Genomic DNA, 20,011 nt, shown 5'->3' on the forward strand with positions numbered 1-20,011 from the left:
CGGGTACCAACCACGAGGAATGACCTCACTTTCCTACGCGTAGCATAGATAGAACATGCCAAATCATTAGGGCTTACTGATGAGTTACGACATCAACACGAAAAGATTGCTTGATCGGGTAATGGGCACCGCCAGCGCAAGTGCAAAGCGGGCAGCCCTAACGATAGAGACACGCGCAGTTACCGCAAGAGACGCGATTCGCGACAGGGCAGACAGTTTTAAAGGCAGCGCAAGCAAGGTGTATGCGGGTGCGATAGGCACAATCGATCTGATCACTACTCTGGGCCTCACATTCTCTGCCATCGCTGCGCCCGTCCCTACCGTCATAGGGGTCATGCCGAGATATAAGTAAAATTCACTCACTTCGCACGTAACGTGTTGATGCCAAGAGAATTTACCAAATCGACCGCACAGCCTCTGATCGTGGACTATCTTTTCTGACTCCTCAGAAAAGGAGTTCCTATGGCTTCATTAGAGCGTACGGCGTATCCCACTCTGCCAAAGGCGTATTCAAAAGCTGAGCTGCAGCGTGATTTTTCGTTCTCAGATGATGAGATTAAGTGGGTACGAAGCAAGTCCAAGGCCCCCTTTCACCTCAATCTCGCCGTTCTCCTCAAAACCTTTCAGGTGCTCCGATATTTTCCTGATATCACCGACGTACCTAATCAACTGGTGGACTTCATTCGCGGAGAGTTGGGTCAGCGTAGCAAGGTGAAACTCGCGGAATACAAGTGGTTCCAACAATATCGCCACATGAACGCGATCCGAGCTCGCCTCGGTGTGACGGCATTCTACGGCTCTGATGCCATGGAGCTCGCCGAGCGGCATGCCAAAGCAATGTCGTTTGTGCTTGACCAACGCGCCGACATCATCAACTCCGTAATCGAAGAGCTGATCAGCCAGGATTATGAGCTCCCTGCGTACTCGACCCTGAATGATCTCGCTGAGCGAATTCATGCCGAATCCCAAGAGGCAATATTCAACCTCGTAGTAACCAGAACGCCAGTCGAGGTGATCCACAAGTTAAAGGATCTGCTCGACACTGATTTCGGCCGACGCCAGAGCGACTTCAATGCGCTGAAGCAGGCGCCCAAGAAGCCATCTCGCAAGCACTTGGAGGTGCTGATCGATCATCTGGCTTGGCTCGAGAGCTTCGGGGATCTGGGTGCCATTTTTGGAGGAATAGTCGACACCAAGATCCGCCACTTCGCTGCCCAAGCCGCGGCGTCGGATGTAGCCGAGCTGAAGGACTGCTCACTGCCGAAACGCTACACGCTGATGCTGGCCTTGATCTACCGCATGCGCGTGCGGACCCGGGATCACCTGGCCGAGATGTTCATCCGACGGATTTCGACGATCCATAAACGCGCCAAGGAGGATTTGGAGCAAATCCAGGCGCGGCAACGCCAGAAGCTGGAGCAGTTGGCGGCGACCCTGGATGGCGTGGTGCAGATTCTGGTTCAAGAACCGGATGACCAGGAGGCTGGCAGTCTGATTCGGGAATACCTCTCCCCCGGTGGCAATCTGGATCGGTTGCGTGAGACTTGCGCCGAAGTACAGGCTACCGGCGGTAATAACTATCTGCCGCTGATCTGGAAGCACTTCAAGTCCCATCGCTCGTTATTGTTCCGTCTCAGCCACCTTCTCCAACTGGAGCCCACGACTCAGGATCGATCGCTGGTTCAGGCTCTTCAACTGATCCAAGACAGCGAGAATCTACACCGCGAATGGATCGACGAGCACGTCGACTTGTCGTTTGCGTCGGAGCGCTGGGTCAAGGTCGTTCGTCGTCCTGCCAGTGAGGGGCCACCGACCAACCGGCGTTATTTAGAAGTCTGCGTGTTCTCCTACTTGGCCAGCGAGCTGCGATCGGGTGACATGTGTGTACATGAGTCTGAATCCTTCGCCGACTACCGCAAGCAGTTGCTGCCCTGGGAAGAATGCCTCCAGCGACTACCGGCCTACTGCGAAAAGGTCGGGCTGCCAGGCACGGCCAAGGAGTTTGTTGGCTCCCTCAAGACCCAGCTGGAGGAAACCGCGCAACAACTGGACGACAAATACCCATCTTGCCGAGGGGACGTATCGATTAACGAAGCCGGAGAACCGGTGTTGCGCCGAGTAACGGCGCGGGACATCCCACCTTCGGCCATTTCACTACAGACGGCGCTTATGCAGCGCATGCCGGCCAGGCATGTGCTCGACATCATGGCCAACATCGAGCACTGGATTCAGTTCACGCGGCATTTCGGTCCCATGTCCGGTAACGAGCCGAAGCTCAAAGAGCCTGCCGAGCGCTATCTGATGACCATCTTCGCCATGGGCTGCAATCTCGGCCCCAACCAGGCCGCGCGGCATCTGGCCGGTAATGTCACGCCACACATGCTGTCCTATACGACTCGCCGCCACCTATCACTGGAGAAGCTGGACAAGGCTAACCGCGAGCTGGTGGAACTCTATCTGCAACTTGATCTGCCCAAGCTCTGGGGCGATGGCAAGGCGGTGGCAGCGGACGGCACGCAGTTCGACTTCTATGATGACAACCTGCTGGCCGGCTATCACTTCCGCTACCGCAAGATGGGTGCCGTGGCCTATCGGCACGTGGCCAACAACTACATCGCTGTGTTCCAGCACTTCATCCCACCTGGCATCTGGGAGGCGATTTACGTAATTGAGGGGCTGCTAAAGGCTGATCTCAGTGTCGAGGCAGACACTGTGTATTCAGATACTCAGGGGCAATCGGCGACAGTCTTTGCCTTCACCCATCTGCTGGGCATCAACCTGATGCCGCGTATCCGCAACTGGCGTGACCTGGTGATGTGCCGGACGGATCGCGGCGCGTCGTACAAGCATATCAACCGCCTGTTCACCGACACTGCCGACTGGCACTTGATCGAAACCCATTGGCAAGATCTGATGCAGGTCGCGCTGTCCATCCAGGCCGGCAAAATCTCCTCGCCTATGCTGCTGCGAAAACTCGGCTCCTACAGCCGGCGCAACAAGCTCTACCATGCGGCCCAGGCACTGGGCAGCGTGATCCGCACGATCTTCCTGCTCAACTGGATCGGCAGCCGCGAGTTGCGCCAGGAAGTCACCGCGAACACCAACAAGATCGAGTCCTACAACGGTTTCTCGAAGTGGCTTTCGTTCGGTGGCGACGTGATTGCCGAGAACGATCCGGACGAACAGCAAAAACGTCTGCGCTACAACGACATGGTGGCCTCATCGGTGATCCTGCAGAACACTGTGGATATGATGCGTATTCTGCAGAAATTGGCCCGAGAGGGTTGGCAGTTCACCGACGAGGACGTGTCCTTCCTCAGCCCCTACCTGACCAGCAACGTCAAGCGCTTCGGCGAATTCAACCTCAAGCTCAACCGGCCACCGGAGCCCTGGATCAAGGACTTGGTGTTCCAACAAGCTGCCGGCTCGCTGCGGGTGATCACACCTCGCCAGCTAGATACCGAGAAAACCACATGATGAATGTTCCTCCCGCAGCCTTTCGCGTTACACCGTACGGCGAAGTCGATGCGGTGGCGTTGGAAAACCTGCGCGACGGCTTCGACGCCTCTCAACTGCTCCGGCTGGTTGATCGATTGGACGCCTGCTTGCTGGAACTGGGCGGAACCACCGCCATTCGCGACGAGCTGCTGAGATTGCATGCGATGGCTCTGACGATAGTTGAGGGCATCGCCCTTACGGTGCCTGCCGAGAATGCTTGTGTCTGGGCAGAGGCCGGATCTCTGCAGACGGATCTTGAGGGGCTTGTTTCCTGGGCTCGCACTGCTCAACTCCTCCTTGCGCCACTTATCAAGCTTGCACCAAACCATGATGCATGAGCACTCTGGCCGATTTCGACAAGACTCAGCTGTTCCTGACCATGGATAGGATCGCCGGCAAAGGGATCACCTCACCAATCAGCTCTACGAGTGGGTGATCAAAGCCGCTGCGGCCAATGCGCGAACTAGCGTGAGCGCCCATGCCCCAAAATGTGGTCTGCAAATTCGCTCAGGCTAGCGAAACGCTCAGGACCACTGATGGCATCGCGTTGTAGGTGGAAGCCATGTATTCCCAGCCTACCGGGACCGAGCACATCGGCCTCCAATGTATCGCCGATCATTGCAATGGAAGACGCTTTGCAATCCAACCGCTTTAGCAGATGTTCGTAGATCGCTGGCTCCGGTTTGATCGCGCCCACCTCGAAGCTCCAGGCATAGGCGTCAAACTCAGGCAGTAGCAACTTGGCAGGTATGGCATAGGGGGTAGCCAAGTTGGAGCACAGCGCCACTTTCAGCCCCGCTCTCCTAAGGCTTTCCAGTGCCTGCAGGGCGTCATCATAGGGACGTACGCTGGCCAGTTCCGCATAAAGATCAAGCTCCAGAGTGGCAAGCTCATCGTTACCTAGCTGTGTACCAAACAGGCTGGCGGCGCCGGCTAGCCCCACGTTTCGTGTCATCAATGTCCTGGCATCATCGGCCCTAGGTTGACGACCTTGGCTGCGTGCCTGTTTTAAAAGCTTGCGAAATGGCCGCCGTCGTTCACCGATTTGCAGGAGCGTGCCATAGACATCGAAAATTACGGCTTCTATCAAAACAGAGTACCTGCGCTTAGGCTTTGCACGGTTCGGTATTTCATCAATGAAAGCGGCCGAGCATCGGACAATGGAGGCATAGGCTAGGCCAGCAAGCGGTATTTGCGCGAGCTACTTTTTCCAGCTGCTCGCTTCAACATTCATACGACCTGACATACCGGAGAACCTGACAGAAATGTAATGGTTACTTCAGCCTTTGGTCAGGACGCTTTGCATATATTGGCTGTCAGACGCTGCAAGCATTGGAAAAACCACAAACGTCCCTGCAGTAGGCCACGTTCGTTGCTAACCAATCCATAAGGTGCCCGTATGTCTTCTCCGCAGTGCCATCACCAGCCCGACCAAACGAAAGATACTGCAGCACTCACAGACCCCGTCTGCGGGATGAAGGTGAAAGAGGGCAGCGAGCATCAAGAGCACTATCAGGGAGGCACTTTCCGCTTCTGCAGCCAGGGTTGCCAGACCAAGTTCCGCTCTGACCCTGCTCGATATCTCGCTGCACAGCAGGCTCATGGGTCATCGTCTCATGCATCCGCGCCGTTCGCGCAAAAGGCACCCGCCGGTGATGCAACGACCGAGTACACCTGCCCGATGCACCCTGAAATCCGCCAAATGGGGCCAGGTGATTGCCCTATCTGCGGGATGTCACTGGAACCGCTGATTCCTGAACTCGACGAGGAGGAAAATCCTGAACTCAAGGACTTCTCAAGGCGGTTCTGGTGGTCGTTGCCGTTAACAGTTGCTGTGACATTGCTGGCCATGGCGGGACATGCACTTCCGCTGTTTCACGGAGCTAGCCAGAATTGGGTTGAACTTGCCCTCACGGCCCCAGTTGTTTTGTGGGCAGGCTGGCCATTTTTTTCGCGCGGTCTCGCCTCGGTCAAACATCGCAGCCCCAACATGTGGACATTGATCGGTCTGGGCACGGGGGCTGCCTATATCTACAGCATCGTGGCAACGGTCTTACCGAGCATATTTCCAGCGTCCTTCATGGTGGGTGGCCGGATAGGCGTTTATTACGAAGCCGCCGCGGTCATCATTTCCCTGACGCTTTTAGGGCAGTTGCTTGAATTAAAGGCCCGCTCCCAGACATCCTCGGCAATCAAGTCCCTGCTTGGTCTGTCGCCTAAAACCGCTCGCCGTATCGCCAAGGATGGATCCGAGGAGGACATTCCGCTTACACACGTTCACGAGGGTGACCATCTGCGCGTTCGTCCTGGTGAAAAGGTACCGGTGGATGGAGAGGTATTGGAGGGCGAGAGCGCCGTCGACGAATCCATGCTAACGGGCGAGCCCGTGCCGGTGACGAAGCGAACAGGCGATTCGCTTATCGGCGCGACGATGAACACGAGTGGCTCGCTTGTCATGCGAGCCACTAAGGTTGGTTCCGGGACCATGCTTTCACAAATCGTACAGATGGTTGCGAATGCGCAACGCTCCAAAGCACCCATGCAGCGAATGGCGGACACGGTTGCTGGTTATTTCGTGCTGACGGTCATCGGGATTGCGCTGTTGACCTTCTTTGCATGGGGCCTGTTCGGACCCGAGCAGGGCTGGGTATTCGGCCTGATCAATGCAGTTGCGGTTTTGATCATTGCATGTCCCTGCGCACTCGGCCTGGCAACGCCTATGTCGATCATGGTTGCCACAGGCAAGGCGGCTGGAAGTGGCGTGCTTTTTCGAGATGCAGGTGCCATCGAGAATGTGCGAAAGGTAGACACACTGATAGTCGATAAAACAGGAACCTTGACTGAGGGTCGACCTGTCTTTGATCGTGCGATAGGCGTTACGCCGTTTGATGCTCAGGAAGTTATCCGGTTGTCTGCCAGTCTGGATCAGGGTAGCGAGCATCCCCTGGCTCACGCCATCGTGGACCATGCGAGGAGCGAAGGTATCCAATTGGTGAAGCCAGAGACCTTCGAGTCAGGGTCAGGGATCGGAGTCCGTGGCCTGGTGGAAGGCAGGCAGCTGCAGCTTGGCAATACCGCGCTTATGGAGGATGCGGGCGTGAGCGTCGAGCCCTTGAAAGATCAGGCAGAAAAACTACGCGAGAGCGGGACCAGTATTATTTATCTGGCCGTTGATGGAGCCCTTGCCGGCTTGCTGGCCGTGTCGGACCCAATCAAGCCAACCTCCAAAGAAGCTGTAGCCCGGCTCCAGGCCGAGGGCGTGCAAGTCATCATGGCCACCGGCGACGGGCTTACCACTGCCCGCGCAGTTGCTCGTGAGCTATCGATCGAGGACGTGCATGGCGAAGTAAAGCCGCAGGACAAGGAAGCGCTGGTGGTTAAGCTACAAGCCCTCGGTAAGGTAGTTGCCATGGCAGGCGACGGGATTAACGATGCACCGGCGCTCGCCAGGGCTGATGTTGGCATAGCGATGGGCACGGGCACTGACGTGGCCATGAACAGTGCTCAAGTTACGCTGGTAAAAGGTGACCTGATGGGGATCCTGCGTGCACGGACGCTTTCGGTGGCAACTGTTCGCAATATGCGTCAGAACCTTGTGTTTGCCTTTATGTACAACGGGCTGAGCATCCCAATTGCCGCAGGCCTGCTCTATCCGTTCTTCGGGCTGTTGCTGTCCCCGATGATTGCTGCCTTGGCCATGAGCCTCAGCTCAGCATCCGTTGTGTTCAACGCCCTCCGGCTCCGTCAAGCGCGCGTTGGTTAGCGCCAGTCGGTTGGCGATCTGAGGGAAAAGATCAGCGAAGGTGTCCAGCTCGAGTCCGGCATGAGCATCAGCTATTCCGGCCAGTTCGAATTCATGGAGCGCGCTAACGCGAAGCTCAAGCTCGTCGTGCCGGCTACCCTGCTGATCATTTTTGTCTTGCTCTACCTCACATTTTCCCGCTTTGGCGAGGCGCTGCTCATCATGGCTACGCTGCCATTCGCCCTGACCGGGGGCGTCTGGTTCCTGTACCTGTTGGGGTACAACCTCTCCGTCGCGACAGGTATCGGCTTCATTGCGCTTGCAGGGGTTTCCGCAGAGTTCGGTGTGATCATGTTGCTGTATCTGAAGAACGCCTGGATCGAGCGCCTTGATGCCGGAGCACAAAGTGAGGGCGCTCTCCTCGACGCAATCCGCGAAGGCGCCGTACAACGGGTGCGCCCTAAGGCCATGACTGTCGCAGTAATCATCGCCGGTCTGCTGCCCATCCTTTGGGGTAGCGGGACCGGCAGCGAAATCATGAGCCGCATCGCCGCGCCAATGGTAGGCGGCATGATCACCGCGCCTTTGCTCTCCTTGTTCGTTCTGCCGGCAGCTTACCTGCTGATGCGCCGCCGGCAATTGCGTGTCACACCCCAGCAAGCAACCAACCCCACTGGAGAACATCCATGAACATCAAGCACATCACCCTTGCGACACTCTTCCTAGTACCAGTCGCCTATGCCGCCGACAAGGAGCCAATGGACGGCATGCCGATGGATCACAAAGGCATGAACATGCCAATGGACCAGAAGTCGGCGGGACAGACCGCTACAGCCACAGGTACGGTCAAGAAAGTAAACACCGAGAGCGGAACCGTCACCATTGCCCACGGCCCGGTCGAAGCGTTGGGCTGGCCGTCGATGACGATGGGCTTCAAAGCAAAGCCTAATCAGCTCAAAACACTGAAAGAAGGGGACCAGGTCGAATTCGAATTCTCCTCGAAAGGCATGGATTCCACCATAACGCGCATCGAAAAGCAGTAAAGAGCAGAAAGCGACCGCCGCAGACGCGGCGGTCGTACCAAAAAATGAGCGATTACGGCTTTGTAACCTTGGCAACAGCTTCTTGTAAGTAGTAAGCCTTTAATCTACAGGCATCAACTAACCGAGAGGTGAAAACCATGAACCGCATAACCAAAGTAATTGTTCCTTTTATTCTGACCGTTGCTTCCTCGCTTGCAATGGCCGAAGGCGGAAGCGAACGTACTCTGAATCGCCTAAATGACTCGGCAGGAGTAAAGCCCACCCTTCAGGAGCTTGTCAAAGAAGGCAAAGTACTGAGCATCGCACCTGCAGGGGCGACCGGTGCGACAGGAATTATTCAAAACTATAGAACTAGCGCTAAAGTGCAAACGTACGAGATGACGGTAAAGGCCCCTGACGGGAAGATCCATACGGTAGAGTTCTTGAGCACCCCAGTTGGCGTGAACAACGGCTAATCTGCCAAGTTTGATATCCGAGGGATAGTTAGATGAGCAGCATGATGTCCAAGATTAAAAGCGTACTGCAGCGCAATCCGATCGTAACGGGGTTAGCCGCAGCTGTAGTTGGCTACATTCTCCTGAACCAAAGCACTGCGGCGTTGGCAACAACGCTGCCAAGCCTGCTCTTTCTCTTGCCCTGCTTGTTAATGATGGTCGTATGCATGAAGCATATGTCTAGCGGTAAGTGCGGCAAGCCCAAGGAGCCTAACGTTGGCGAAAACAGCTTGTTAAGCAAAAGCGAATAACCCACTGAACTTGGAAATATAACATGCGAAAGGCGGTTACCGTTACAGCAATCGCAATCACCCTGGCGAGCGGACTGAGTTTCGCAGCGGCAGATAAAGCGGGCCAAAGCCATTCGGAAACCGGCATGATGAGCGGCGACAAGCATATGGAAATGATGGGCGACATGCGTGGAATGATGAAAGAGTGTCGTGAAATGATGGAGGCGGCCGAAGCCGGCCACTCGCAAAATGGGGAAAATCCAGACGCCTCCTAGGATACGAGAGTGCGAGCAACCATGATCGAAGCAGGTCGGGCACCTTTTCTGGGCGCCCACCTGCTTTTTTATGCGTGATGGCCTAACCAGGACCGTACTGATGGGAAAAGTGTCACTGACGAGCAGAATGGCGATAGCTTTCATGCTCGTGGTTACGGTTGTGCTGATGGCCGCCGCAATCAGCTTCAATTATTTTTGCCAGCTCCATTTCGAACGCAAAGATGCACAAGTGCTGAATGAAAAGGCCACTGCAGTAGAGCGTACGCTACTCAACAGCTCAGCATTCGGGCCTGAGACCGCTTCAAGGATCGATGCTGTTATTGAGCACTCCTTTGGCTTCGCAACTGCGCTTGTAGTAGACGGTCTACTCCCATCACAATCTGTCTGAGAGCTTGCTACCTCTTGTCACGGACCTCCAAGAGGAACGCTGGACAGTAAGTTTCGATGGCCACCAGTACAGCGGCATTACCAGAAAAATAAACCAACGGGTCGAAGGGCAGGACACAGTCATCTATCTGGCTTTGGATGTAACGCATCGAGTCCACTTCTTTGAAATGATTCAGCAATGGTTCGCTTATACACTGGTGGTCAGTGCACTTCTGAGTGGCGCTCTAGGCGTGGTTCTGATCAGGAAAGGCTTAAAACCAATAGACGAACTGTCAAAGACTTCTTCTACGGTAACCGCCCACTGTTTGGATACCAGAATTCCGACCGAGTCAGTTCCAGGCGAGCTGCATGAGCTCGTAGACAACTTCAATGAAATGCTCTCGCGCTTGGATGACTCTTTCCTCAGGTTGTCAGGTTTCTCAGCGGACATTGCGCATGAGCTAAGAACGCCCCTGAACAGCATGCTTACTCAAATAGAGGTCGCGCTCTTGCGCGACCGCGAGAATACTGACTATAAGGATATCTTGTATTCCGCCCTCGAAGAACTTAGGCGCATGTCGAAAATGGTCGATGACATGCTGTTCCTCGCCAAAGCGGACAACGGGAAGATTACGCCCAGTGCCGAAGATGCCAGCATGGCCGAGATTACCGCGAGCGTTATCGAATATTACGAGCTCGCAGCCGAGGACAAAAAAGTTGAAATCGCGCTTTCAGGCGATGGGTCGGTACATGGCGATAAATCAATGCTAAGACGGGCCATCTCAAACATAGTCTCGAACGCAGTTCGGTATGCAGAGGAAGGCAGCATTATCAGCGTTGAAATAAGCCAGAGCGGTAACTCGGTTTCTACAGCCATATCCAACCGAGGCATAACTATTCCAGCCGAGCTTCACACCCGAATATTCGACAGGTTTTACAGGGTGGATACCGCAAGGCGCGAAGGAACCACCATGAATGCAGGGCTCGGCATGGCTATCACTCGTTCGATCGTGGAAGCGCACAAAGGGCGCATCGCCTGCGAATCAGCTGAGGGGCACACGACTTTCACAATGACGCTTCCAAGGCTGATGTCTAGTTAATGGCAGAGCGCTAGCAACGACGCTGTTCTACGCTTATAGAAATGCCCGGCTGAACCGAAGGAGGCCAAGGCTTTCGAACCTGTATATTTGGTTCTGGAGGTTCACGTGCAAGCGTCCTCATCAAGAAAATGCGGTTCGACAGCCGCAGCGCTCAACGAAGCGTGCTTCTGCGTAAGCCTAGATCAAGCTGCGCTCGTAAACGCATTGACCGAACAGCTTGGGGATTCAGAGCTGTCGGAGCTATTGAAGTCACGTTGCCCCCATGTGTTTGCTGCACGCCCGGTTTTTGTTTCATCCTTGCGGCTGCGCCAGGTTAATGAGGTTATTCAGGCCATCGAGCAGACCGTGAGTTCGCCCGATTGGCGTGAGCATGCTCTGGATTCTGCACCTCCTATTGCACGACATAATCCTTGGGGCGCGCGCGGCGTCTTCTTTGGCTACGACTTCCATCTGGATGATGACAAGCTTGGGCTCATCGAAATAAACACAAATGCGGGCGGAGCGATGCTAAACGTATTGCTCGCCCGCGCGCAGCGTAGTTGTTGCAGCAGCGTAGTCGGGCTTTCGCCAGGTCAGGAAGGACCCGGCGGCTTCGAGCGCTCGATTCTGGATATGTTCGCCCAGGAATGGTCTGCGAGCGGCGAGCAACGACCGCTCAAGCGCATGGTGATCTTGGATGAAAGCCCGCAAGCCCAATACCTGTATCCGGAGTTTCTTCTTTTTCAGCAGTTATTCGAGTCAGCTGGAATCGACTGCATAATTGCAGACCCAGCCGATCTGGCCTTTCACAACGATTGCCTCTTGGTCGACGGAAAGCCTGTGGATCTCGTCTACAACCGACTCACCGACTTCTATCTGGAAGGTGACAATTGCAGCGCGCTGCGCCGCGCTTATTTGGCTGATGTCGTGACGGTAACGCCGCACCCTCAGGCCTATGCCCTTTATGCCGACAAACGCCGGTTGGTTGACCTAACCAACGCACGTTTTTTGGAAGAGATTGGCGTTGATCAGCAAATCCGAGCCGTATTGGCCCAATACGTCCCGCTTACCGTTCCTGTCGGGCATGGTAACGCAGAGCACCTCTGGCAAAACCGCCGTAGCCTCTTCTTCAAGCCCGTCAGCGGGTTTGGTAGTCGCGGGGCGTACCGAGGAGACAAGCTTACCAAGCGTGTATGGGAAGAAATCGTTGGCGGAAACTACCTGGCTCAGTCCCTTGTGGCTCCTGGCGAGCGCAGGACTGTCGCGGACCCTCAGGTACGACCAATGAAGTTTGACCTGCGCGCATACGCTTATGCTGGCGAGGTGCAGTGGAACGCTGCCAGGATCTACCAAGGCCAGACGACCAACTTCCGAACAGAGGGCGGCGGCTTTGCTCCGGTGTTTACCTTAGGCGAGGACGAGGAGCGAGCTGTTTCCACAGAGCAGCGGTCGCACGCCTCATTCACTTTCTTGCTCGATGAAAACGGTGCCGTGGAGGAACTGCCGCACCCGCTGTATCTGGCGTTGGTTCGAACCGAAAAGGCTACCTCAACACTTGCGGGTAAACGTTTCCGACTGGCGGACTGGTATGTTGCAATGGAGGGCAACCATCCGTCCAAAGTCATCCGAGAATGGTACGGCTGGGTTGCATTCGACGCAGGTGGCGCTTACCACCCTGAAGTTGGCCCACCAGAAAATGGTCAGCCGAATAGCATTGGAAATGTAGATTCATCTGCTCTGCCAACACCGGAGGAACATGATCGAATCGAAGGTCTGTTGTTTCAAAATGACAGTGGTTCTGCGCGCCGCGAAAGGTGCGGCTTGGGACAGAAATAAGCTCGCCGCTCAGTCCTGGGGCCACCTACACCCAGCCGTCTTAGCCGTCACACGTCTAATGTGCGAGTACTAACCCTGCGGTCACACCTGACAAAATGTGGCCTATGCTAGGTGCTGAATTGTTCTTTCCGAGCGTTCTATTGCTCAAGATAACTGGGCTTCCTAATGCCGAGCAGTCGGGCCTCAAGGCTCGAAGGCCATCTTAGTGGGCCCGCTCTTTCGCGCAGTGGTCCATAGCGCGACGTTGGTATTGTCTGCTTATAAGCTATTAGCGATTGATTATTTCAGGGGAACATCACCCGTAGTACACCAGAGAATTCGCGCAGCTGACAGCGCTTTAAGACGGTCTCAAACGGTCGATGGTTACATTTTTGTAAGCTTCTCAAAAAATCGAAACCTCATCATCCTCGGCTTGTCCGTTTTTAGGAGAGCATTCGAAAGCCACTTCTAAGCAGGGCTGCGCGAACACGTTGAGCCGCCGATCCAGCAGCAATCATTAAAGGGGTCTAACTATGCAAATGTCTTACTGGCGCTTTGCAGCGATGGTAGCTACGTCTACGATCATTATGTATGGCGTGATGTACTTAAATACTTACTCGTTCGAGCATGTTTTTTGGAGCGAGACTCGCGCTTGGATGGCATTAGTGATGGGCGCGGTAATGGCAGTAGTCATGCTCGCATTCATGCTCAACATGTATAAGCGTAAGTCTGTAAATCTAGCGATATTTGCAGGAAGTGCAGTAGCTTTTGCCATTGCACTATGGCTTGTACGTGGGCAAGCGACGGTAGACGACACGGACTACATGAAGGCCATGATCCCCCACCATTCGATAGCCATCCTGACAAGTGAACGAGCTCAGATTTCAGATCCTCGCGTCCGCAAATTAGCCGACGAAATCATCGACGCTCAGCGCCGAGAAATCGCAGAAATGAAGTCCCTGATCATTGATCTAGAGAGGGCAAATTGACACAAGGTTTGAAGCGCCTCGTTGCCTCTAGGCTTGTATTTCCCAGCAACATCATGATTATCGATCGCTGCTCACACCTTGTGATGATTCAGCTGGTAAAGGCCGGGATAAGCCGGCCATGATAAGGGCCTGAAGAGTGGCGATCGGATGGTTCAGTTGTAAGAAATAGGATCGAAACTAAGTTTTACCGGTGCTGAATCAGGCTCTGCTTAAAGAGCTACATCAGAACAGAGGAGCCGGCTGCGAACGCCCTTGTGGCTGCACCGAGGCAGCTTTACGCAACCGACTATTTAGATTGCGCTCGTGTAGCTTCTTCCTGCTCCATACGTTCACGTACACCGCCATGCACACCGGTGCCGGATTGCATTGGCTCGTTGAGCGAACCCGTCGTCGGCGATGCCGGTGGTGCTTTCTCAATCTGCCAACGGTGCGCGATATTCGCCGCGACTCGCTCGGAGAGAGAGGGGAACAGTGAATGCGAGATTATCGCACCCCGGGCTTTCCAGCCTACCGGTAGTCGTTTGCGCGGGTTGACCGAAACCCAGGCGATGGCTTCGACCACCTGCTCTGGTCCATCCATTGCGGCCATGCGTGGGGTGCCGCCGGTGTAGTTGGCCGCGTGTTCCCAGAACGGTGTGTCCACAGCCCAGGGCATGACGGTGGCGACATTGATGGTCTCGCTACCGCTCAGGCGAACCTCCTCAGCGATTGCCGCGCCGAGATTCATGACGCCACCTTTGGTCGCTGCGTAGGAGGCATGATAAGCCAGCGGTATCTCGCTCTCGACTGAGCCCACGTTGACAAGCGTGCCGAAGCCTTGAGCTCTGAACTGGCGCATGGCTGCGTGGCTGCCATAGATCACGCCCTTAAGATTGACATCCACGATCCGCGCATGGTCCTCGACGGGAACGTCCTCGAAACGACCCAGCGCTCCGACCGCAGCGTTGTTAATCCAAACGTCGATTCTGCCGAAACGCTCGATGGCGGCTCGTGCCAAGTCCAGTATCTCGTTCGGGTTGCTCACGTCGGTGGTCACCACCAGTGCCGATCCTCCAGCCATGCGTATCTGCGCGGCCAGTTCTTCGAGCACGTCGGTCCGACGGGCCGCTAGCACCACTTCGCCTTGCAGAGCGGCAAGCTTGAGCGCCACGCCCCGGCCGAAGCCACTGGAGGCACCAGTGATGACAAAGGTTTTGCCAGCAACGCTTGGCTGGTCGCTTGGTTTCAGGCGCGGGGAAACGGCGCAGCCACTGAGTTGCAGAACGGCGAGCAGTACTAGCAGCAAAGCCAATCGCTGCGATGGGAATATTCGCAAAACCATTTTCGTTTTTTCCCAGCAAAATAAAGTCGCATGGCCCGCTTGGTTGTTCTAGGACCGCCTTTTGCCAGGAGCTTTCATGCTAATTCACTCAATTAGTTTTCAGCGCTAAATTGGGAAACAGTAGCAAGATAATAGACCGTTACGGTGGCGACCATCGGTGGCTAAGTAAGAGTTGCTAGCGCGTAACGAGCGTATTTCGCTTTGGAGTGAAATGCTGCTGGACAGGGATTTATTCGCTCTTGGCAGTTGCGGGTATCGTACGCGCTTTTTCGATATGTCATGGAGGCACGAACATTAAGCGCACCATGGTTTTTCTTACTCTTCAAGGGGCTCTGACACTCCCAATTTAGTTGTGCCAGAGCGGTGAGTTACGGATGTTATCCTGCCATCCGCTCACATTCCTCAGCGCAGTTCATACATGCCTTCGCGCACTCTTGGCAGTGATCCATTTGATGTTTCGCACATTCCTCTCCGCATGCACGGCAGATCTTGGCGCAAAGGGCACAGAACTCCTTAGCATACTCACTTTCGCGGCTCATTAGTGTGGCGGCCAACCTACAAATGTCCGCGCAGTCGCGGTCAAGCTCGATGCAGCGAGCCATCATCTTTACGTCATCCTCACGAAGGCACGCAGAGGCGCACGTTTCGCATACTAGGGCACAGTTCGAACAAGCTTGGATACAGGAAGCGAACATTGAGTTTGTCATTGCGTTCTCCAGGTTTCGAAAGTTGTATGTCGCCGGTGCCTACTAGCCGAACACACCCATAAGCGTATTAACAGGCACAAAAAATACGACAGGCTCCTATCTAACCCGTTTCGTCCAACTTCATTACAATTCTGTAAGGTTCGTCCAACCGCACCGGGGAGCTATGCGGGCGCAGTTGGGGGGCGACAAGCCAATAGATTGCCTGGCCGGCTTCGCTAGTCTGGTCTAGATGATTAGTGGGGTATGGCAAGCTCCCTGTCGCCACGACTGGGAGCCCTTACTGGGGAACGGCCGGAGCGAAAGCCGCTTAACTTTTTGAGCTACTTGCCTTGCGGCCTAACGTTTAGGAAGCAATCGCAGAGCCCTCCGGTACCGTTGCGTCGACTAGGATGGCCTAGAGCCGACCCTTATGCTTTTGCTGAGGCGCCTTTCAACGAGCCTAGTCAGGACCGACTAGGCACACACATACCGGATGTTAGTGCTCGTGTTGCTTTCCGTCTGCGTGTACATGGTTTTTTGAAGGAGATTTGCCTTCCGCATCGGCACGGTCATTGTCAGTGCTTTCTTCCGCCGTCTGTGGCTGGTCTGACGCATGATGGTCATCGCTTTCTTTACCATCATGATGCCCGGAGCCTGGCTGGCCGGGTGCTCCACCTGAGCCGCTAGAGCCGTGGTGATCCGAGCCGCCACTGTCGCCCTGATGGTGGTCGTCCGAGGCAATCTCACCATGTTGTTTACCGTGCCCTGCTGGGGTCTCCCCACCACCATGCTGGTGACCACCGCTAGACGCAACGAGCGCTCGATACGCTCCTTCATCTAGGTCAGGAAGCTTCCGCAGAAAAGCCACCATTTCCCAGATGTACGGGTCAGCCATGCTTTTACCCCACGCAGGCATCCCAGTGGCCTTGATGCCATGCTTAATGACCCAAAACGTCTTTGCTGGGTCATCGTATAGCCCCGCTTCAGCCAAGTTGGGTGGAGCAGGATAAAGGCCATTACTTAGCTCGGTCTCAGCCATGCCTGGCGCCAAATGACAACCCACACACATCGAGTCGTAGTTCCCCGCCCCGGCGCGGATTTGGTCTTCATCGTCGAGGGATGGCACGGCTATGTCTTCGGAGCGAACCTCAATCGAGCGATTGCGAGCAGTTTCCAGGAAAGCGTGAACGGCTCCGGTATGAGGATCATCTGCGGCAACGCTAATCAGTCCTGAGAAAACAACTCCGGCCACCACCAACAGGCCTAGTGCGCAGAAGGCAGCGAAGCTAATAATTATTTTTTTCATCGAAGGTCCTTAGAACCAAATCCGAATGCCAGCAACGAACCGCGCTTCATCTATATCTTCGCCTTCATCTCTCGCCATATCGGCGGTATTACCGTATGCCCGGCTCCAGGTGACGCCGATGTAAGGTGCGAACTCACGAACGATTTCGTATCGTAGGCGGAGCCCCACCTCCGTGTTTGCCAGACCAGCCCCTACTCCGCGCGCAGGGTCATCCTTGCCATAGAAATTGAACTCGGCGGTCGGTTGGAGGATCAGCCGGTTAGTGAGGAGAATGTCGTATTCCCCTTCAAAGCGTGCTGCTGTCTGCCCACCTTCACCAAGAAAGGCGGTGGCTTCCGCTTCGAAGCCATACAGAGCCATCCCCTGAACGCCTAAGGCTGCCCACGTCTGCGGCGACTCGGGCTTAAAGTCCTGCCGAACACCAGCTACCACATCCCACCATGGGCTGATGGCGCGTCCGAAGAGCGCTTGGATTTCCGCGTCTTCAGTAACGCCATTTGTTCGCTCACCTTCCGAGCGAAACCAGAGCCGATTGATATTGCCACCGACCCAGGCGGTCGCTTCCCAACTGAGGGTGCTACCTTCATCTGCGTTCTGGTACTCAAGTTGATCTAGCACAAGGAACCAGGCCAGATACTTGTCATGAACCGTGTGTCCCTGAAGATTCTGGAATGCTGCTGTCCGATCCGCATCGGTCAAGACTGGAATGAACGAGGGATGAACCATACCCGGCATTTCGAGCGTATCGTCATGCTTCATCTGACCATCGTTCATCTTGCTGTGGTCCATCGCACCATGACCCATTGCGGAGTGGTCCATTTGCCCACCGGGGCCATGATTCATAGCTGCGGGCTTGGCAGACGATGCTGGGGCTTGAGCTGCCGGAGTAGGAGGGGTTTGATGCATCGAGTGATCCATCATCTCGGCGGCGTTAGCTACCCCTCCAGCCGCTGCGCTCAACGAAACTCCGAGCGCAATCAGAGCAAAGCGACAAGATCTAGTGGTCATGGTGTGAATCCACCTCAGTACCAGTAGCCTTCGGGTCATGGCCCATTTTGCCGTGGTCCATTTCACCATGGTCCATCGAGCCATGATCCATGTCGCCGTGGTTCATTTCGGAATTAGAAATTTCTGGTGCCTGAGATGCCGGCTTGTTGACCGGATTCTGCGACGAAGCCGATGATTGCTTGTGTTGATCATGTTTTTGATCTGCAAACGCAGCTGACATGCTCATTACGCCCAGCAAACTGAATATAAACGCGCTGCCGATAAGAGTTTTACGCTTCATAAAATTCCCCATATAAAGTTCCTCTTACTCGTCCACTCGGACTTCACGAAACATACCCATTTCCATGTGAAGCAGTAGGTGACAGTGATAAGCCCAGCGCCCGAGCGCATCAGCTGTCACGCGATAGCTCCGCTTTGAACCGGGAGGCATGTCGATCGTGTGTTTGCGAACCATGAACTTTCCATTCTCATCCTCAAGATCGCTCCACATACCATGAAGATGAATCGGATGGGTCATCATGGTGTCGTTGACCAAAGTGATGCGTACCCGCTCGCCATATTTGAGCCGCAGGGGCTCCGAATCAGAGAACTCTATACCGTCAAATGACCAGGAGAACTTCTCCATGTGGCCGGTGAGATGGAGTTCAATCGTCCGACTGGGCTCACGGCCGTCCGGATCGGGGAAAGTGCTTCTCAAGTCGCCATAGGTCAAGACTCGGCGGCCGTTGTCTCGTAAGCCAATACCGGGATCGTTCAGCCTATGAGTCGGGCTCATGGTCTGCATGTCCACCAGTGGGTTATTTGACTCTGAGGGCGGGTGCGACTGCATACCTGCGCTCATCCCAGCCATTCCAGAGTGGTCCATCCCGGACATCCCAGCCATTTTGCTGTGATCCATTCCGGCCATGTCGCCCATGTCGCCCATCCCTTGCATGTCACCGTGGTTCATGCCGGACATGTTGCTATGGTCCATCGCGCCCATGTCGCCCTGCATGCCGCCGCCGTGGTCCATGCCCGCCATACCGCCCATGCTGCCGTGATCCATCCCCATGTCGTCCATGGTGATTAGTGGTCGAGGATCGGTTTCTGGAACAGGAGCGCTCAGCCCTTCGGCAACCGCTAGCGTGCCACGGGCGTACCCTGTGCGGTCCATCGATTGAGCGAAGATCGTGTAAGCCTCCTCGGTTGCAGGCTCGACAATCACATCGTAGGTTTCTGCCACGGCAATGCGGAATTCGTCGACGCTAACTGGGTTGACGTATTGGCCATCGGCTGCGACTACAGTCATCTTCAGCCCTGGAATGCGGACATCGAAATAGCTCATGGCCGAGCCGTTGATGAACCGCAGACGAAGCTTCTCGCCGGGCTTAAAGATACCGGTCCAGTTCCCGTCGGGAGCTTGGCCGTTCATTAGATAGGTATAGGTGTAGCCGCTTACGTCGGCGAGGTCGGTGGGACTCATTTTCATCTGAGCCCACATTTTCCGATTCGCAATCGTAGCGGCCCAGCCGTCTTCGCTCACGTCGTTAATGAAGTCTCCGACAGTGCGCTTGTGGAAGTTGTAATAATCGGACTGCTTCTTGAGCTTAGAAAGGATTCGAGCGGGATCCTCATCGGACCAATCAGTCAACATCACCACGTAGTCGCGGTCATAGCTGAACGGTTCGGGATCCTTCGCATCGATGACCAACGGGCCATAGACACCAAGCTGCTCTTGTAGGCCTGAATGACTGTGGTACCAATAGGTACCGTTCTGTTTAACCTGAAACTTATATACATACATGCCATCGGGAGCGATGCCGTGGAAGCTCAATCCAGGCACGCCATCCATGTTGGCCGGCAAAATCATGCCGTGCCAGTGAATCGACGTATCTTCGCTCAGCTTATTCCTGACTCGCAGCGTGACGGTATCCCCTTCACGCCAACGTAGAAGCGGCCCTGGGATAGTCCCATTGATTGTCATCGCCGTCCGGGCCGCGCCGGTGATGTTGACCGGCGTCTCCCCAATCAGCAGATCGAACTCCGTGCCGGTTAGTACGCTGGGCTGGCCCGGGCTACTCACTGCCCAGACCGGAGCTCTCCACAAGCCAAGACCGCCAAGGAGGCCTGCGGCAGTCAAGCCTTTAACAAAGGTTCGCCTAGGGAAGGTCTGAAAAAGA

The 20,011-nt window shown here is 55.2% G+C and carries 18 protein-coding genes and 1 pseudogene; 12 read left to right on the forward strand and 7 right to left on the reverse strand.

Going from position 1 to position 20,011, the window contains the following annotated elements:
• Nucleotides 1-462 precede the first annotated feature (462 nt).
• Both B3729_RS13650 and tnpC read left to right on the forward strand, forming a co-directional pair.
• Nucleotides 463-3,477: a Tn3 family transposase gene (locus B3729_RS13650; RefSeq protein ID WP_286788154.1), complete on the forward strand. Its 3,015-nt coding sequence runs from the start codon at nucleotides 463-465 to the stop codon at nucleotides 3,475-3,477.
• A complete protein-coding gene (gene tnpC, locus B3729_RS13655; RefSeq protein ID WP_019365448.1) occupies nucleotides 3,474-3,836 on the forward strand; it encodes a Tn3 family transposase post-transcriptional regulator TnpC in 363 nt (120 codons plus the stop codon). Before B3729_RS13650 ends, tnpC begins: the two co-directional genes overlap by 4 nt.
• Before the next feature lie 125 nt (nucleotides 3,837-3,961).
• Here tnpC and B3729_RS13660 read toward each other — a convergent pair whose 3' ends face one another.
• A complete protein-coding gene (locus tag B3729_RS13660; protein WP_019365447.1) occupies nucleotides 3,962-4,588 on the reverse strand; it encodes an HAD family hydrolase in 627 nt (208 codons plus the stop codon).
• Between the two features lie 309 nt (nucleotides 4,589-4,897).
• Between B3729_RS13660 and B3729_RS13665 the strand changes: the two genes are divergently transcribed.
• From B3729_RS13665 to B3729_RS13710, 10 genes and pseudogenes are all read left to right on the forward strand, one after another.
• Nucleotides 4,898-7,261: a heavy metal translocating P-type ATPase gene (locus tag B3729_RS13665; RefSeq protein WP_286788155.1), complete on the forward strand. Its 2,364-nt coding sequence runs from the start codon at nucleotides 4,898-4,900 to the stop codon at nucleotides 7,259-7,261.
• Nucleotides 7,262-7,270: 9 nt separating this feature from the next.
• A pseudogene (locus B3729_RS13670) lies at nucleotides 7,271-7,930 on the forward strand (efflux RND transporter permease subunit); the annotation flags it as partial.
• Nucleotides 7,927-8,283 (forward strand): copper-binding protein, encoded by a 357-nt coding sequence (locus B3729_RS13675; RefSeq protein WP_019365444.1) that lies wholly within the window; start codon nucleotides 7,927-7,929, stop codon nucleotides 8,281-8,283. The pseudogene B3729_RS13670 and the gene B3729_RS13675, both read left to right, overlap by 4 nt.
• A 137-nt stretch (nucleotides 8,284-8,420) precedes the next feature.
• Nucleotides 8,421-8,738 (forward strand): co-regulatory protein PtrA N-terminal domain-containing protein, encoded by a 318-nt coding sequence (locus tag B3729_RS13680; RefSeq protein ID WP_019365443.1) that lies wholly within the window; start codon nucleotides 8,421-8,423, stop codon nucleotides 8,736-8,738.
• Between the two features lie 44 nt (nucleotides 8,739-8,782).
• Nucleotides 8,783-9,028: a DUF2933 domain-containing protein gene (locus B3729_RS13685; RefSeq protein ID WP_232235685.1), complete on the forward strand. Its 246-nt coding sequence runs from the start codon at nucleotides 8,783-8,785 to the stop codon at nucleotides 9,026-9,028.
• Between the two features lie 23 nt (nucleotides 9,029-9,051).
• The gene (locus tag B3729_RS13690) at nucleotides 9,052-9,282 is read left to right on the forward strand and encodes a hypothetical protein (protein WP_019365441.1); all 231 of its coding nucleotides are present in this window, start codon (nucleotides 9,052-9,054) and stop codon (nucleotides 9,280-9,282) included.
• Nucleotides 9,283-9,382: 100 nt separating this feature from the next.
• Nucleotides 9,383-9,670 (forward strand): hypothetical protein, encoded by a 288-nt coding sequence (locus tag B3729_RS13695; protein WP_286788156.1) that lies wholly within the window; start codon nucleotides 9,383-9,385, stop codon nucleotides 9,668-9,670.
• Nucleotides 9,671-9,674: 4 nt separating this feature from the next.
• Nucleotides 9,675-10,748 carry a heavy metal sensor histidine kinase gene (locus tag B3729_RS13700; RefSeq protein WP_286788157.1) on the forward strand — a complete coding sequence of 358 codons (1,074 nt, stop codon included), beginning with the start codon at nucleotides 9,675-9,677 and terminating at the stop codon, nucleotides 10,746-10,748.
• A 105-nt stretch (nucleotides 10,749-10,853) separates the two neighbouring features.
• Entirely contained in the window at nucleotides 10,854-12,563 is a 1,710-nt protein-coding gene (locus B3729_RS13705; RefSeq protein WP_019365439.1) for a hypothetical protein, read from the forward strand.
• Between the two features lie 512 nt (nucleotides 12,564-13,075).
• Entirely contained in the window at nucleotides 13,076-13,531 is a 456-nt protein-coding gene (locus tag B3729_RS13710; RefSeq protein ID WP_019365438.1) for a DUF305 domain-containing protein, read from the forward strand.
• Nucleotides 13,532-13,817: 286 nt separating this feature from the next.
• On the opposite strand, the gene B3729_RS13715 is transcribed toward B3729_RS13710, so the two are convergent.
• The 6 genes from B3729_RS13715 to B3729_RS13740 form a co-directional block, all read right to left on the reverse strand.
• On the reverse strand, nucleotides 13,818-14,852 hold the full coding sequence (locus B3729_RS13715) for an SDR family NAD(P)-dependent oxidoreductase (protein WP_150345761.1): 1,035 nt from the start codon (nucleotides 14,850-14,852) through the stop codon (nucleotides 13,818-13,820).
• A gap of 377 nt (nucleotides 14,853-15,229) precedes the next feature.
• Entirely contained in the window at nucleotides 15,230-15,559 is a 330-nt protein-coding gene (locus tag B3729_RS13720; protein WP_019365436.1) for a four-helix bundle copper-binding protein, read from the reverse strand.
• A 475-nt stretch (nucleotides 15,560-16,034) separates the two neighbouring features.
• Entirely contained in the window at nucleotides 16,035-16,844 is an 810-nt protein-coding gene (locus B3729_RS13725; RefSeq protein ID WP_019365435.1) for a c-type cytochrome, read from the reverse strand.
• A 9-nt stretch (nucleotides 16,845-16,853) separates the two neighbouring features.
• Nucleotides 16,854-17,852, reverse strand: a complete 999-nt coding sequence (locus B3729_RS13730; RefSeq protein WP_286788158.1) for a copper resistance protein B — start codon at nucleotides 17,850-17,852, stop codon at nucleotides 16,854-16,856.
• Nucleotides 17,842-18,132, reverse strand: coding sequence for a hypothetical protein (locus B3729_RS13735; RefSeq protein WP_181123821.1), 291 nt, complete (start codon nucleotides 18,130-18,132; stop codon nucleotides 17,842-17,844). Before B3729_RS13735 ends, B3729_RS13730 begins: the two co-directional genes overlap by 11 nt.
• Nucleotides 18,133-18,156: 24 nt before the next feature.
• Complete coding sequence (locus B3729_RS13740) at nucleotides 18,157-19,971, reverse strand: copper resistance system multicopper oxidase (protein WP_286788160.1); 1,815 nt, start codon at nucleotides 19,969-19,971, stop codon at nucleotides 18,157-18,159.
• Between the last annotated feature and the right edge of the window lie 40 nt (nucleotides 19,972-20,011).

This window comes from Pseudomonas sp. UBA3149, from assembly GCF_002364655.1.
Lineage (GTDB): Bacteria > Pseudomonadota > Gammaproteobacteria > Pseudomonadales > Pseudomonadaceae > Chryseomonas > Chryseomonas luteola.

Excerpts from the sequence above, each read along its gene's own strand:
- B3729_RS13650 (WP_286788154.1), top strand. The coding sequence starts at position 463 with ATGGCTTCATTAGAGCGTACGGCGTATCCCACTCTGCCAAAGGCGTAT.
- tnpC (WP_019365448.1), top strand. The coding sequence starts at position 3,474 with ATGATGAATGTTCCTCCCGCAGCCTTTCGCGTTACACCGTACGGCGAA.
- B3729_RS13665 (WP_286788155.1), top strand. The coding sequence starts at position 4,898 with ATGTCTTCTCCGCAGTGCCATCACCAGCCCGACCAAACGAAAGATACT.
- B3729_RS13675 (WP_019365444.1), top strand. The coding sequence starts at position 7,927 with ATGAACATCAAGCACATCACCCTTGCGACACTCTTCCTAGTACCAGTC.
- B3729_RS13680 (WP_019365443.1), top strand. The coding sequence starts at position 8,421 with ATGAACCGCATAACCAAAGTAATTGTTCCTTTTATTCTGACCGTTGCT.
- B3729_RS13685 (WP_232235685.1), top strand. The coding sequence starts at position 8,783 with ATGTCCAAGATTAAAAGCGTACTGCAGCGCAATCCGATCGTAACGGGG.
- B3729_RS13690 (WP_019365441.1), top strand. The coding sequence starts at position 9,052 with ATGCGAAAGGCGGTTACCGTTACAGCAATCGCAATCACCCTGGCGAGC.
- B3729_RS13695 (WP_286788156.1), top strand. The coding sequence starts at position 9,383 with ATGGGAAAAGTGTCACTGACGAGCAGAATGGCGATAGCTTTCATGCTC.
- B3729_RS13710 (WP_019365438.1), top strand. The coding sequence starts at position 13,076 with ATGCAAATGTCTTACTGGCGCTTTGCAGCGATGGTAGCTACGTCTACG.
- B3729_RS13715 (WP_150345761.1), bottom strand. The coding sequence starts at position 14,852 with ATGGTTTTGCGAATATTCCCATCGCAGCGATTGGCTTTGCTGCTAGTA.
- B3729_RS13720 (WP_019365436.1), bottom strand. The coding sequence starts at position 15,559 with ATGACAAACTCAATGTTCGCTTCCTGTATCCAAGCTTGTTCGAACTGT.
- B3729_RS13725 (WP_019365435.1), bottom strand. The coding sequence starts at position 16,844 with ATGAAAAAAATAATTATTAGCTTCGCTGCCTTCTGCGCACTAGGCCTG.
- B3729_RS13730 (WP_286788158.1), bottom strand. The coding sequence starts at position 17,852 with ATGACCACTAGATCTTGTCGCTTTGCTCTGATTGCGCTCGGAGTTTCG.
- B3729_RS13735 (WP_181123821.1), bottom strand. The coding sequence starts at position 18,132 with ATGAAGCGTAAAACTCTTATCGGCAGCGCGTTTATATTCAGTTTGCTG.